The sequence below is a fragment of the Duganella sp. genome (genome assembly GCF_039595735.1).
GTDB lineage: Bacteria > Pseudomonadota > Gammaproteobacteria > Burkholderiales > Burkholderiaceae_D > Rugamonas.
The window spans coordinates 61,658-75,444 of record NZ_JBCNLB010000012.1 but is presented as its reverse complement, the minus strand read 5'-3'; the positions used below and the strand labels follow the sequence as shown (position 1 = coordinate 75,444).

General features: G+C 63.6%; 9 protein-coding genes. 6 read left to right on the top strand and 3 right to left on the bottom strand.

All coding sequences use genetic code 11. The annotated features are described in order from the left end of the window. The first annotated feature begins 39 nt into the window (after window positions 1–39). Window positions 40–1,506: a M20 family peptidase gene (locus tag ABDW57_RS19155; protein WP_343731770.1), complete on the top strand. Its 1,467-nt coding sequence runs from the start codon at window positions 40–42 to the stop codon at window positions 1,504–1,506. Here ABDW57_RS19155 and ABDW57_RS19150 read toward each other — a convergent pair. The 3 genes from ABDW57_RS19150 to ABDW57_RS19140 all read right to left on the bottom strand — a co-directional run bounded on the left by ABDW57_RS19150 (window position 1,503) and on the right by ABDW57_RS19140 (window position 3,832). Further along, window positions 1,503–2,069, bottom strand: a complete 567-nt coding sequence (locus ABDW57_RS19150) for a hypothetical protein (protein ID WP_343731769.1) — start codon at window positions 2,067–2,069, stop codon at window positions 1,503–1,505. The genes ABDW57_RS19155 and ABDW57_RS19150 overlap by 4 nt on opposite strands. A 408-nt stretch (window positions 2,070–2,477) precedes the next feature. Next, the gene (locus ABDW57_RS19145) at window positions 2,478–3,185 is read right to left on the bottom strand and encodes an SDR family oxidoreductase (RefSeq protein ID WP_343731768.1); all 708 of its coding nucleotides are present in this window, start codon (window positions 3,183–3,185) and stop codon (window positions 2,478–2,480) included. Window positions 3,186–3,253: 68 nt separating this feature from the next. Then, window positions 3,254–3,832: a TetR family transcriptional regulator C-terminal domain-containing protein gene (locus ABDW57_RS19140; RefSeq protein WP_343731767.1), complete on the bottom strand. Its 579-nt coding sequence runs from the start codon at window positions 3,830–3,832 to the stop codon at window positions 3,254–3,256. 92 nt (window positions 3,833–3,924) lie between these two features. On the opposite strand from ABDW57_RS19140, the gene ABDW57_RS19135 reads away from it, so the two are divergent. From ABDW57_RS19135 to ABDW57_RS19115, 5 genes are all read left to right on the top strand, one after another. Continuing rightward, window positions 3,925–4,647 (top strand): transporter substrate-binding domain-containing protein, encoded by a 723-nt coding sequence (locus ABDW57_RS19135; protein ID WP_343731766.1) that lies wholly within the window; start codon window positions 3,925–3,927, stop codon window positions 4,645–4,647. A gap of 100 nt (window positions 4,648–4,747) precedes the next feature. Continuing rightward, window positions 4,748–6,802, top strand: coding sequence for a S9 family peptidase (locus ABDW57_RS19130; RefSeq protein ID WP_343731765.1), 2,055 nt, complete (start codon window positions 4,748–4,750; stop codon window positions 6,800–6,802). A 57-nt stretch (window positions 6,803–6,859) separates the two neighbouring features. Beyond that, a complete protein-coding gene (pepN, locus tag ABDW57_RS19125; protein ID WP_343731764.1) occupies window positions 6,860–9,487 on the top strand; it encodes an aminopeptidase N in 2,628 nt (875 codons plus the stop codon). A gap of 324 nt (window positions 9,488–9,811) precedes the next feature. Next, window positions 9,812–10,576 carry an NF038120 family PEP-CTERM protein gene (locus ABDW57_RS19120; protein WP_343731763.1) on the top strand — a complete coding sequence of 255 codons (765 nt, stop codon included), beginning with the start codon at window positions 9,812–9,814 and terminating at the stop codon, window positions 10,574–10,576. A gap of 16 nt (window positions 10,577–10,592) precedes the next feature. Next, complete coding sequence (locus tag ABDW57_RS19115; RefSeq protein WP_343731762.1) at window positions 10,593–13,754, top strand: S8 family serine peptidase; 3,162 nt, start codon at window positions 10,593–10,595, stop codon at window positions 13,752–13,754. Window positions 13,755–13,787: the final 33 nt, after the last annotated feature.

Genomic DNA, 13,787 nt, shown 5'->3' with positions numbered 1-13,787 from the left:
AGTGCCCAGAATGGTGCATTTTTTAACGGATAAATGACGATGCTGAAGCGGATTGTGTGGATGGTATTGCTGGCGATTGTTGTCATCGCCGCGGCGCTGGCGTGGCATACCTGGCGGCTGCCATCGCGCCAGCTGCTGGTGCAGCCGGTGGCGCCGCTGGCGCTGGAACCCGACGCGGTAGCTGCGCGGCTGGCCGGCGCGCTGAAGTTCCGCACCATCTCCGATGCGGCATCGGCCGACACCAACGCCGAGGAATTCAAGCGCTTGCAAGCCTACCTTGGACAAACCTTCCCGCGCCTGCACGCCACCCTCAAGCGCGAAATGATCGGCCACAGCATGCTGTACACCTGGCAGGGCAGCGATCCGCAAGCCAGGCCGGTACTGTGGCTGGCGCACCAGGACGTGGTGCCGGTGGCGCCGGGCACGGAAGCCAGCTGGCAGCAGCCGCCGTTTGACGGCGTGGTGAGAGATGGCTTCATCTGGGGACGCGGATCGTGGGATGACAAGGGCAGCCTGGTGGCGCAGATGGAGGCGGTGGAAACGCTGCTGGCTGCCGGCTACCAGCCGCGCGCCACCCTCTACCTCGGCTACGGCGCCGATGAGGAAGTAGGCGGCCGGCGCGGCGCGGTGGAGATCGCGAAGCTGCTCAAGTCACGCAACATAAAACTGGATTACGTGCTGGACGAAGGCATGCTGGTCACGCAGGGCATCATGAGCGGCATTGCCAAACCGGTGGCGCTGATCGGCGTGGCGGAGAAAGGCTATGCCAGCGTTAACCTGTCAGTGGCCACGGCGCCGGGCCACTCCTCGATGCCGCCGCAGCAAACCGCCATCGGCACCATGAGCGCGGCGCTGGCGGCGCTGGAGCGCAAGCAGATGCCGGCCGAATTCACCGGCGTGGCGCGCCAGATGTTCGACACCATCGCGCCGGAGATGGCCGGCGTCAACCGCGTGGTGCTGTCCAATCTGTGGTTGTTTGCGCCGCTGGTGCGGCAGCAGCTGGAGCAGGCGGCCGGCACCAACGCCATCCTGCGCACCACCACCGCGCTGACGGTTATCCATGCCGGCAACAAGGACAACGTGCTGCCGGGCCGCGCCGACGCCGTGGTGAACTTCCGTGTGCGTCCCGGCGACACGGTGGCGGATGTGATGGCGCACGTCAGGCAGACCGTCAACAATGAGGCGGTGCACGCCGGGCTGGATGCGGGATGGTCGGAGCCGTCGCCGGTGTCGCCGGTGGACTCGGCGCCGTATGCGCTGATCAACCGCACCATCCGCGAAGTGTTCAGCGACGCGGTGGTGGCGCCCGGCATCGTGATTGGCGCCACCGACGCGCGCCACTATCAGGCGGTGAGCGACCATGTGTACCGTTTCTCGCCGGTGCGCGCGGGCAAGGACGACCTGCCGCGCTTCCACGGCACCAATGAGCGCATCGGCATCGACAACTACCTTGAAGCGGTGCGCTTCTACGTGCAGCTGGCGAAAAACAGCGCGGCGCTGCGTTAAGCGGAGGCGGCGCCGTAGCCGGCGCTGTAGCCGCGATGCGGACGCAGTTCCGGCCGCGATGCCGCATCGTCGTCATCCTGCGCCAGGAACTTGCTGCCGATTTCAAACCACTCATCGCTGGAAATCACCTTCTGCGCCAGCGGCAGCAGTTCCTGTTCTTCCTTGTCGAGACGCTTGAGCAGATTCTGGCAATACAGATCGACCGTCTTGCACAGGAACTTGCCTTGCGACGCGCTGCGGCGCATGGCGCGGCGCAGGCAGCGGTAGACCGCGTTGAGCATGGCGCTGCCACGCTTGCTCAGGCATTCCAGATCGTTCAGCAGCGGCGTGCAATTGGGTTCGGCGGCGCGGATGGCCGGCATCAGGCAGGCCTCGACCTTGCGCTGATGGCGTGCTTCGGCAAAGCTGGTCAATTGTTTAAGTTGGGATTCAATGAACACAGGATCGATTTCCTGCGGACGGCGCGCAATCGACTGCACGTATTGCAGCAGACGCGAAATGAAGTGGCGTTCTTTCTTTTGCTCGATAGATAGTGTCAACAAGACATAGGTGGCAGTAAGCATAGTGGCGTTTCCCGTATTCCATGTGACTTCGGCTGCGCGGTGGTCGTCGCAGAGGAGCCAAAACGCGCCGAGGTGAAGCTGCTACCTTAGCGCGCTGGACAGGCTCATACAACGCCGATTTACAATTGTTCACAACTGATTGTGAGGCAATACAAAGCGAAGCATTACCGGCGGGGAAAACGAATTGCGCACACGTCAAGCCGGCAGACAACCTGCGCGCTTTCACCTGGCTGAGTAAACGATTATGCCCCTTTTCCGCGATTGAAAATACGCGATTTATTGCAGCTGCCAAAAAATTTTTCTATCAGCCCCAACAGTCGGGGTCAGCTCTGACAATCGGACACTTGCGGAACTTTTTACGCAATTTTTAGTTCCCCAATGTCCGAATGTCAGAGCTGACCCCGAATTTCAGGCGCGGGCTTCGCCCAGGTAGAAGCCGCGTGGCGCGCCGAGGCCGGCTTTGACCTGGCGCGATGGCTCGTCGGTCAGCACTTCATCCTGGTCGGCTTCCAGGGCGCTGACGATGGCGGCCGCAATCGTGGCCGGCGACGATTTCGGCGCGTCGATGCCAGCCGTCATGTCGGTGTCCATATAGCCCATGTGCGCCGCCAGCACTTGGGTGTTTTGTGGGCGTAATTCGTTGCGCAGGCCGTTGGTCAGGCCCCAGGCCGCCGCCTTGGAGGCGCTGTAGGTGCCGGTGGTCGGGAAGCTGGCCCAGCTCAGCGCCGACAGGATGTTGATGATGGCGCCGCCGCCGTTGCGGCCCAGTACCGGCGCAAACGCATGGCTCAGCGCCAGCGGCGCAAAGAAGTTGGTTTCGAACTCGGCACGGGCGGCGCTCAGGGCGTCCGGCCCGGTGACCCCGCCCACCACGTGGATGCCGGCGTTGTTGATCAGGATGTGCAGATCCGGAATCGCCTGCACGGCGGCGGCAATGTCGGCCGCGTCGGTCACGTCCAGCTTGATCGGGGTGACGCCGGCGATGTCGACGCTGGCAGGGGTGCGGGCAGCCGCGTACACCTTGCGCGCGCCGGCTTTGACGGCGGCTTCGGCCAGGGCTTTGCCCAAACCACGGTTGGCGCCGGTGACCAGGACGACGGCATCTTTGAAGTTCATGATGTTTCCTTTCAAGTTAAATAAAAACTACAATATGACCGGTCGTCTTAAAAACGGCCGAAAAAAATTCAGGGCAAGATACGGCCCAGTACCACGCGCACAAAGCGTTCCAGCGGCGCCCGGCTTTGTTCGGCCTTGGCGCGCAGCACGGCGCCTTGCCAGGCGTCGGTGACAAATCCCGCCAGCTCCTCGGCGGGGGCGTCGGCCCGGATGCTGCCGTCCTGCTGGCCTTCGGCGATCACGGCCGCCAGCGCGCCGGTCGAAAGGCTGAACGCCTCGCGCATGGCGCTGCGCATGGCCGGGATCTGGTTGGACAGCTCGGTGCTGAAGTTGCCCAGCATGCAGCCAAAGTTGAAGTCGTTGGCGGCGTTGCCGGCGATCATGCGTTCAAAATACTGCTGGACGCGCGCCCGTGGTGCCAGGCTGCGCTCTTTCAGCACGGCCGCCATGTCGGCCACGCCGTCGGTGTAACGCTGCAATACTTCCAGCCCCAGCGCTTCCTTGCTGGAGAAGTGGTTGTAGAACGAGCCCTTCGGCACTCCGGCAGCGTCGGTAATGTCCTGCACGCTGGTGGCATTGAACCCCTTGCTGTGCAGCAGGTTCAAGCTGGTGGTGACGATTTGCTCTTTAACATTTGCTTTAGCCATGTGTTAAATATGACCGGTCGTCTTAAATAAGTCAAGAACTTTTTGAAATGAAGCGATAAGATATTCATTATCAACTTGGAAAGGAGACTGCTGTGCGCGGGATTGTCTTGTCGCTGCTGCTGGGTTTGCCGATGCTGGCGCAGGCCGCGCCGCTGGAAGTGAAGATGTGCGTGTTCGACCATCCTTTCCCGCCCATGACCTATCCCGACGGTTCCGGCCAGGCGCAGGATGTGCTGCGCCGCGCCTCGCGCCTGCAGCCGGTGCAGATCCAGCCGGTGGTGGCGCCGCGTTTCCAGTGCATGGAGCAGCTGCGCACCGGCCAGGTGGACGCCATGCTGGCCGCCTTCATTGAGGACCGCACATCCTACGCCGCGTTTCCGATGAGGGAGTCGCAACCCGATGTCAGCCGCGCGGTGGGCGAAATCAGTTTCTCGGTATCGCGCCGGCGCGGCGGCACGGTGGACTGGGATGGCAGGCAGTTTCTCAATCTCGGCCGTCAGCCGGTGGGTACGCAGCCGGGCTTGCTGCATGTGGCGCTGCTGCGCCAGCTCAACGTGGTGATTGACGACAGTGCCGGCAGCCCGGAGCAGGCGTTTGCCATGCTGGCGCAAAACCGCGTGGCGGCCGTGGTCACCCAGCAGGGCGAGGGCGAGCAGATCATCGCCCGCAAGTACAAGGGCGAGATCGAGATGCTGCCGACGCCGCTGATCGTCACGCCCATGTATTTGATCGTCAACAAGCAGTTCTACCAGCAGCATCGGGCGCAGGTCGATGGCTACTGGGACGCGGTGCGCCAGGTGCGCGCTGGAAAGTAGCATAAAGTAACAAGCTGACGCCTGGCCCGCCACTCTTGGTATCATGCCCGATGCCCGGCCACAAGCCGGTATTTTTCTAATAACATCGGAGAACCCCCGAATGAGAATTCCACTGCTGCTGCTGGGCGCCGCGATGGCGTCCAGCGCTGTGGCCGCGCCACGCGGCTTCACCGTAGAAGACCTGGTCAAAATGGAGCGCGTCGGCAGCCCCGTGCTGTCGCCCGACGCCACCCGCGTGGTGTACACCGTCCGTAGCACCGACATGGACAAGAACCGCGGCAACACGCAGCTGTGGCTGCTGGATCTGCGCCATCCGCAAGCCGCGCCGGTGCGCCTGACTCAGGCCGCCGCCAGCGCCACCGATCCGGAATGGTCGCCCAGCGGTGACGCGATTTACTTCCTGTCCGGCCGCTCGGGCTCGTCGCAAGTGTGGCGCCTGCCGCTGAGCGGCGGCGAGGCGGCCAAGGTCACCGACCTGCCGCTGGACGTGGACAACTTCCGCCTGTCGCCGCAGGGCGACCGCCTGCTGTTCAGCATGGCGGTGTACCGCGACTGCGCCGATCTGGCCTGCAGCAAGAAGCGTCTCGACGAGCAGGCCAAGGTCAAGGCCAGCGGCAAGGTGTACGACAAGCTGTTCGTGCGCCACTGGGATACCTGGGCCGATGGCCGCAACAATGTGCTGTACTCGGCGCCAATCGACGCCAGCGGCAAGGTCAGCGCCGAGCCGGTCAGCCTGAGCGGCAAGCTGGATGGCGACGTGCCGTCCAAGCCGTTTGGCGACCACGATGAATACCACTTCAGCCCGGATGGCAAGACCGTGGCCTTCTCGGCCCGTATTGCCGGCCGCACCGAAGCCTGGTCGACCAACTTCGACGTCTACACCGTGCCGGCCATCGGCGGCGAGCCGAACAACCTGACCGCCGACAACCAGGCCTGGGATACCAAAGCGATCTATTCGCCGGACGGCAAGACCCTGGCCTACGTGGCAATGGACAAGCCCACTTTCGAGGCGGACCGCTTCCACCTGGTGCTGATCGATGTCGCCACCGGCAAGAAACGCACCGTGGCAGAAAGCTGGGACCGTTCGATTGCCGACTTCCGCTGGACGCCGGACAGCAAGGCGCTGCTGGCGGTGGCCGATGACATCGGCCAGCACCGCCTGTTCTCGATTGACGCCGCCAGCGGCAAGATAACTGCGCTGACCGGCAAGGGTTACGTCAGCGGCTTTGACGTGGCCAGGGACACGGTGGTGATCGCGCACGCCAATCTGGCTTCCGGCGCCCAGCTGTACAAGTTCAAGCTGGGCGGCAGCGCCGACAAGGCCGAGCAGCTGACCCGCCTGAACGAAGCCGCGCTGGCCGACGTCAAGTTTGGCGAATATGAGCAGTTCTCCTTCGTCGGCGCCAATGGCGACACGGTTTATGGTCACGTGATGAAGCCATGGAACGCGCAGCCGGGCCAGAAGTATCCGGTGGCCTTCCTGGTGCACGGCGGCCCGCAGGGCAGCTTCGGCAACTCGTGGAGCTATCGCTGGAATCCGCAGGTGTATGCCGGCGCCGGCTACGCCACCGTGTTCATCGATTTCCACGGCTCGACCGGCTACGGCCAGAAATTCACCGACTCGATCAGCGGCGACTGGGGCGGCAAGCCGCTGGAAGATCTGCAAAAAGGCCTGGCGGCCGCAGTGCAGAAATTCCCATGGCTGGACCGCGAGAACAGCTGCGCGCTGGGCGCCTCGTACGGCGGCTTCATGATGAACTGGATCGCCGGTAACTGGTCGGATGGCTTCAAGTGCATCGTCAACCACGACGGCGTGTTCGATACGCGCGGCATGGCTTACTCCACCGAAGAGATCTGGTTCACCGAATGGGAAAACGGCGGTCCGTACTACGACGTGCCGGAACAGCACGAGAAGTTCAACCCGGCGCTGAAGGTAAAGAACTGGAAGACGCCTATGCTGGTGGTGCAGGGCGACCTGGACTTCCGCATTCCAACCGCGCAGGGCCTGGGCACCTTTACCGCGTTGCAGCGCCAGGGCATCCCGAGCAAATTCCTGTTCTTCCCGGATGAGAACCACTGGGTGCTGAAGCCGGCCAACTCGGTGCTGTGGCATCACACGGTGCTCGACTGGCTGAATACCTACACCCGGAAGTAAGCCGCCACCACGTCATTCCCGCCTGCGCGGGAATGACGCTTGCCTTTTGAGGAACCCATGAAAAAGTATCTGATCGCGGCAGCGGTAGCGCTGTCCGCAGGCGCTGTGCATGCCGCCTCCACGCCCGCTCCGCGCGCCGAAAACGCCTATCTCTCGCAACAGGATGCCGCCGCCCGCGCAGCGCGCGTCAGCAATGTCGATTACACGCTGGACTTCGCCCTGACCGGCAAGGAAGCCTTCAGCGGCACCACCACCGTCAGCTTTGATTTGACCGATGCGTCGCAGGCGCTGACCATCGATCTCGATAAGGCCACCATCACCAGCCTCGTCGTCAACGGCAAGGCCGTCACGCCGCAATACAACCAGTGGTTCATCACGCTGGCGGCGCAGGACCTGAAGGCCGGCCGCAACACCGTCACCATCGCCTACACGCGCCTGCACAGCACCAACGGCGAAGGCCTGCACCGCATGGTCGATCCGGTCGATGGCCGCGTGTATACCTACTCGCATTTCGAGCCGGCGGCCGCGCACCAGATGTTCCCGGTGTTCGACCAGCCGGACCTGAAAGGCACTTACCAGATCACCGTCAGCACGCCGGCCGACTGGGTGGTGTCGTCCACCACCCGCGAAACCAGCGTGCAGGACATCGACGGCGGCAAACGCTGGACTTTCCCGCGCTCAAAGAAACTGAGCCCGTATAACTTCTCCCTGCACGCCGGCCCGTACAAGGTATGGGAAGACAACAGCGGCAAATATCCGATGCGCCTGTTCGCGCGCCAGTCGGTGGCGGCGCAAGTGTCGCCGCAGGACTGGTTCAGGTACACCAGGCAGGGACTGGGCTTCTTTGACCAGTACTTCGGCATTCCTTACCAGTTTGAGAAGTATGACCAGTTGCTGGTGCCGGACTTCCTGTACGGCGCCATGGAAAACGCCGCCGCCATCACCTTTGCCGAAGGCCGCTTCCTGCACAAGGAAGAAATGACCGCGGCGCAGAAGCAGTCGCTGGCCGGCGTCATCATGCATGAGATGGCGCACCAGTGGTTCGGCGATCTGGTCACCATGAAGTGGTGGAACGGCCTGTGGCTGAACGAGAGCTTCGCCTCCTTCATGGGCACCCTGGCGACCGCCGAGGCGACCGAGTTCACCAACGCCTGGCAGGGCTTCTACTCGGGCGGCAAGCAGGCCGCCTACGTGCAGGACCAGCGCGTGACCACGCACGCGATTGAAACGCCGGTGGCGTCCACCGCCAATGCGTTCGACAACATCGATGCCATCACCTACTCGAAAGGCGCGTCCACGCTCAAGCAGCTGCGCCATTTGCTGGGCGAGGAAGTGTTCCGCCAGGGCGTGCACAATTACCTGGTCAAGTACCAGTACCGCAATGCCACGCTGGATGACTTCATCGGCAGCCTGGGCGAAGCGGCGCAGCGCGACCTCAGTGGCTGGACTAAACAATGGCTGTACGAAGCCGGCGTGAACACCATCGCCGCCGACTTCAGCTGCAAAGGCGGCAAGCTCAGTTCCTTTACGCTGCGCCAGAACGCGGCCAGCCCGGCACTGCCGACGCTGCGCGAACAGCGCGTGCAGATCGCCTTGTTCCAGCAGGGCGCGCAAGGCCTGGCGCTGAGCAAGAACGTCGCCGTCACCTACCAGGGCGCGGTCACCGCGGTGCCGGAACTGCAAGGCGCGGCTTGCCCGGACCTGGTCTATCCGAACTACCAGGACTGGGGCTTTGCGCAGGTGCAGCTGGATAAAAAATCGTTTGCCACCGCGCGCGCCAGTTTGAGCAAGGTGGAGGATCCGCTGCTGCGTTCGATGTTGTGGCAAAGCCTGTGGGACAGCGTGCGTGCGGCCAAGCTGCCGCTGAATGATTTCCTTGGCACCGTGCTGGCCAATGCGCCGGCCGAAAAGGATTACACGCTGCTGGGCGACATCGTCGACAAGATGCGCGCCGCCCAAGGCTATCTTGATGCGATGGGGCCTTCTGCCTATCGCACCAAGGTGGGCGCGCAGCTGGAACAGATGGCGTTTGCCGCCACTCAAGCCGCCAGCGCCGACAAGAACTTCCAGCGCCGCTGGTTTGGCGCCTACCTGAACCTGGCCAGCAGCCCGGCTGCACTCAAACAACTGGCGGACATCCTCGACGGCAAGCTGGTGGTGCCGGGCCTGAACGTCAGCCAGGATGTGCGCTGGGAGATCATCGGCCGCCTGAACCGCTACGCCTATCCGGGCAGTGCGGCATTGCTGGCAGCCGAGCAGGGGCGCGACAAGTCGGACAGCGGCCAGCAGGCCGCCATTGCCGCCGCTGCCGGCCGCCCGGACGCCAAGGTCAAAGCCGAGTGGCTGGCGACCATTGCCGACCTGCAGACCACGCTGCCATTCTCGCGCGTGCGCACGGCGATGAATTCGCTGTATCCGGCCGAGCAGGGCGCGCTCAATGAACTGAGCGCGGCGCAGCGTCTGGACAGCCTGGGGCAGCTGGACAAGACCGCCGGGCCGGTGTACATGCGCGCTTACGGCCCGGCGTTGATCCCGGCCACTTGCACTCCGGCCAGTGTACAGCGCCTGGAAACGGCAATTGTTAAATTCCCGGATTTGTCGGATGGAACCAAGCGTTCCCTTTCGGTAACAAAACAGGAGGATGAACGCTGCGTTGCCATAAAGAAAGTTATGACAATATTTTAATTGGCGCTTCGGCGCGCACTGGAGAGCCAGCCCCTGTGGCTGGCTTTTTTTACGCTTTTGCGTAGAAGTTTTTGTACAATTACAACGGAATTCAGGCAATTTCAGCAGATTTTGATGACCGTGTGATGACATCCCTTCCATAGTGGAAGCAAGATATTATTTGGTTTTTATAAACATAAATAAATAATAAACGTTAATATTTCGTTACTTTGCGGAATGGGTTTGGCTATATTGATTGTTACTTTTTAAGAAAAGTAATCAGGGTCCAGTCTGGCAATCGACCGGGCGGGCCATGGCTCCATCCCTTAACCACAAGGTAGAGAAATGACATACTTCACGCAAGCCCAGTCAGCCCGGTCTACGCCCGCGCTGAAAAAAATGGCTGCGGCAGCGATTGGCGCATTGGCGCTGGTCGGCACCGCGCCTGCCATGGCCGACACCATCGATTTCGATAGCCTCGATTCCAACACCTTCAACGGTCTCGACACCTTCGACGCTGGCGGCTACCACTTCGAGGTGATCGATACCCCGGCCGCCGGCCCGAGCGGCACCGGTTTCGCCGGCGCCATCGGCAACGGCAATGATCCTTTCCTGTGCGCGATTGCCGGCTGCCCGACCGGCAACCCCAGCAACTACTACCTGGGCGTCAACGACGGCAGCCTGAAAATCTCGCGCGGCGACAACCTGGCCTTCAGCCTCGGCAGCCTGGAATACGCCTTCCTGGCGCCGGTCGACAATCTGCCCGGCTATTCCTACGGCCAGCTGACCGTGACCGGCATCACCACCGGCGGCAGCACCGTGAGCCATTCCTTCGACTTCCCGGAACTGGTGGGCGGTTATTCGCCGTTCGTGAGCGCCAACCTGCAATCGGCATTTGGCAGCACGCTGTTCAGCAACGTCACCATCAGCTCGTGCATCTTCGATGGCGGCAACTGCGTCAACCCGTCCAACAACCAGGCCCAGTTCGCGTTTGACAACCTGACCCTGGCGCCGGTGCCGGAACCGCAAACCTACGCCATGCTGGGCCTGGGCCTGGCCGCGATCAGCCTGATGGCGCGCCGTCGCGCCAAGCAGCACGGCAACGTTTAAGCAAGGAGACACCCACATGAAACTGAAACTTCGTCCTGTCTCCACCGCTGTCCTGCTGGTGCTGTCGGCCATGGCCGCCGGCGCGCACGCGGAAGCCGAGCGCCGTTCCTACATCGTGCAACTGGTCGACAAGCCGGTTGCCACCTATACCGGCCAAGTGGCCGGCCTGGCCGCCACCATGCCGCCGCAAGGCCAGCGCCTGAACGTGGAAGCCGCCGACGTGCAGGCTTACATCAATTACCTTGAAACCAAGCAGAACGACGTCATCAGCACCGTCGCCAACGCCGAGATCACCAACAAGTTCGACGTGGTGTTCAACGGCTTTTCGGCACTGCTGACCGATGATGAGGTGCGCGCGCTGAAAAAACACAGCGGCGTGGCGGCTGTCTCCGCCGACAACATCCTGCAGCTGGACACCAGCTACACGCCGAGCTTCCTCGGCCTGGACAAGCCGGGCGGCCTGTGGGACCAGTTGGGCGGCAAGGGCTCGTCCGGCGAGGACATCATCATCGGCATCGTCGACGGCGGCATCTGGCCGGAGAACAACAGCTACGCCGACCGCGTGGACGAGAACGGCAACCCGAGCCACAGCGGCTCGACCGTGGTGTACGACGCGCCGCCAGCCAGCTGGAAAGGCAGCTGCGACGCCGGCGAAGGCTTTAGCGCGGCCAACTGCAACAACAAACTGATCGGCGCGCGCTACTACAAGCCAGCGTCGCAGACCCTGCACTGGACCGAGTTCAACTCGGCGCGTGACTCGGTGGCCGGCACCGAAGGCCAGGGCGGCCACGGCAGCCACACCTCCAGCACCGCCGGCGGCAACAACGGCGTGGCGGTCACCATCAACGGCGTCAACATGGGCAAGATTTCCGGCATCGCGCCGCGCGCCCGCATTGCCGCCTACAAGGTGTGCTGGACCGACGGCGTGACCGGCAAGAACGGCTGCTCCACCTCCAGCAGCGTGGCGGCCATCAACCAGGCGGTGAAGGATGGCGTCAACGTCATCAACTATTCGATCGGCCCATCGGCAGGCGGCGGCACTTTCAACGAAGCCGGCGAGCAAGCCTTCCTGGGCGCGGCGGCAGCGGGTGTGTTCGTGGCCGCCTCGGCCGGCAACCAGGGCCCGACCGCGACTGCGCCGGCGCCGGTGGCCCACATCAGCCCATGGCTGACCACGGTTGGCAACTCGACCCATGACCGCATTTACCTGGGCGATGCCATCCTTGGCAATGGCGTCACCGTGAGCGGTGCTTCCAGCAATGCCAACACCCCGGCCGCACCGCTGATCCTGGCCAAGGACGCCGGCCTGCCGGATGTCGATCCGGTCAAGCTGGCGCGCTGCTTCGGCCCGACCGACGGCGCGGTCACCTACCTCGATGAAAACAAGGTCAAGGGTAAGGTGCTGGTGTGCGACCGCGGCGACAACGTGCTGGTCAACAAGAGCGCCAACGCCAAGACGGCCGGCGCGGTGGGCGTGATCATCACCAACGTGGAAGGCGGCAACGCCACCATCATCAACCAGGGCCACGTGCTGTCGACTGTCCACATCACCAAGGAAGAAGGCAAGAAGGTCAAGGATTACGTCGCTGCGGCGCCAGCCTCGGCCAACAGCGCGCTCGGCAATGTACGCGCCACCTTCGACCCCACCGTCAAGGCGCCGATCATGAACGGTTCCTCGTCGCGCGGCCCGAACGTGGCCAACGCCAACATCCTGAAACCGGATCTGACCGCGCCGGGCACCGACATCCTGGCCGCCGTGACCGCCGACCTGACCAAGGACCAGCGCAACGCGATTGCCGCCAGCGGCGCATCGCCGGTGGCGGAGTGGGGCTTCAAGACCGGCACCTCGATGGCCTCGCCGCATGTGGCCGGCATTGCCGCGCTGCTGAAACAACGCCATCCGGACTGGACCCCGGCCGCCATCAAGTCGGCGCTGATGACCACCGCCTTCGACACCTATACCGACGGCCTGACCTCCGGTCTGGCATGGGACGCCACCGCCAAGAACACCGGCAACCTGCCATGGGGCCAGGGCGCCGGCCACGTGTCGCCAACCTCGGCGGCCGATCCGGGCCTGGTGTATGACATCCAGCCGGTCGACTACGCACGCTTCCTGTGCGGCCAGGGCCTGATCTACACGACAGCGCAGTGCTCGGCGTTTGGCGGCTCGCTGGCGCCGCAAAACCTGAACCTGGCGTCGCTGACTGCCGGCAACGTGCTTGGTTCGATGACCCTGACCCGCACCGTCACCAACGTCGGCGCCACTGCGGCCACCTACAACGCGGCTGCCTCGGTGCCGGGTTACTCGGTGGTGGTGACGCCGTCGCAACTGGTGCTGGCGCCGGGCGAGAAAGCCAGCTTCACGGTCAAGGTAACCCGTGTGGACGCGCCGATTGACACCTGGACCTACGGCAAGCTGACCTGGACCGACGGCACCCACGTGGTGCGCAGCCCGCTGACCGTGCGCGGCAGCGCGCTGGCGGCGCCGGCCCGCGTCTACAGCGAAGCCACCAGCGGCAGCAAGATCATCACCGTCGGCACCGGCTTTGCCGGCGCGCTGGGTACGGTGAAAGGCGGCCTGGTGCCGGCGGCAGTGGAAACCCGCACCGTGGTGCAGGCGTCCAGCCCGTCGACCGGCAGCGCACAGTGTGCCGGTACTGCCGGCACCGGCGTGAACGTGCACACGGTCACGATTCCAGCTGGCACCATCGCCGCGCGCTTCTCGCTGTTTGATGATGAAGTGCAAGGCGCAACGCCGGGCCTGAGCGACCTCGACATGGTGGTGGCCAAGGGGTCGACCGTGGTCGGCAGCAGCGGCGGCGACACCGCGAATGAATCGGTGCAACTGCTGAACCCGGCTGCGGGCGAGTACAAGGTGTGCGTGGTCGGCTATGCGCCGAAGGGCGGCTCGGCCACCTACGCCTTGTCGAGCTGGCTGGTGCAATCGACTTCGACCGGCGGCAACTTCAAGGTCAATGCGCCAAGCTCGGCCACCATCGGCGGCACCGCCAGCGTGGGCGTCAGCTGGTCCGGCCTGCCAACCGGCAAGCGCTACCTGGGGGCGGTGAACTTCCTGCTGAGCGGCGTCAAGCAGGGCACCACCGTGGTGGAAGTGGATACCACCGATCCACTGCCGCTGTTCCAGAACTCGCGCGTGAAGGAAGCGCTGGCGTTCTGATCGCGATCGCCAGCCACCAAAACCCGCGTGCAG

Excerpts from the sequence above, each read along its gene's own strand:
- ABDW57_RS19155 (WP_343731770.1), top strand. The coding sequence starts at position 40 with ATGCTGAAGCGGATTGTGTGGATGGTATTGCTGGCGATTGTTGTCATC.
- ABDW57_RS19150 (WP_343731769.1), bottom strand. The coding sequence starts at position 2,069 with ATGCTTACTGCCACCTATGTCTTGTTGACACTATCTATCGAGCAAAAG.
- ABDW57_RS19145 (WP_343731768.1), bottom strand. The coding sequence starts at position 3,185 with ATGAACTTCAAAGATGCCGTCGTCCTGGTCACCGGCGCCAACCGTGGT.
- ABDW57_RS19140 (WP_343731767.1), bottom strand. The coding sequence starts at position 3,832 with ATGGCTAAAGCAAATGTTAAAGAGCAAATCGTCACCACCAGCTTGAAC.
- ABDW57_RS19130 (WP_343731765.1), top strand. The coding sequence starts at position 4,748 with ATGAGAATTCCACTGCTGCTGCTGGGCGCCGCGATGGCGTCCAGCGCT.
- pepN (WP_343731764.1), top strand. The coding sequence starts at position 6,860 with ATGAAAAAGTATCTGATCGCGGCAGCGGTAGCGCTGTCCGCAGGCGCT.
- ABDW57_RS19120 (WP_343731763.1), top strand. The coding sequence starts at position 9,812 with ATGACATACTTCACGCAAGCCCAGTCAGCCCGGTCTACGCCCGCGCTG.
- ABDW57_RS19115 (WP_343731762.1), top strand. The coding sequence starts at position 10,593 with ATGAAACTGAAACTTCGTCCTGTCTCCACCGCTGTCCTGCTGGTGCTG.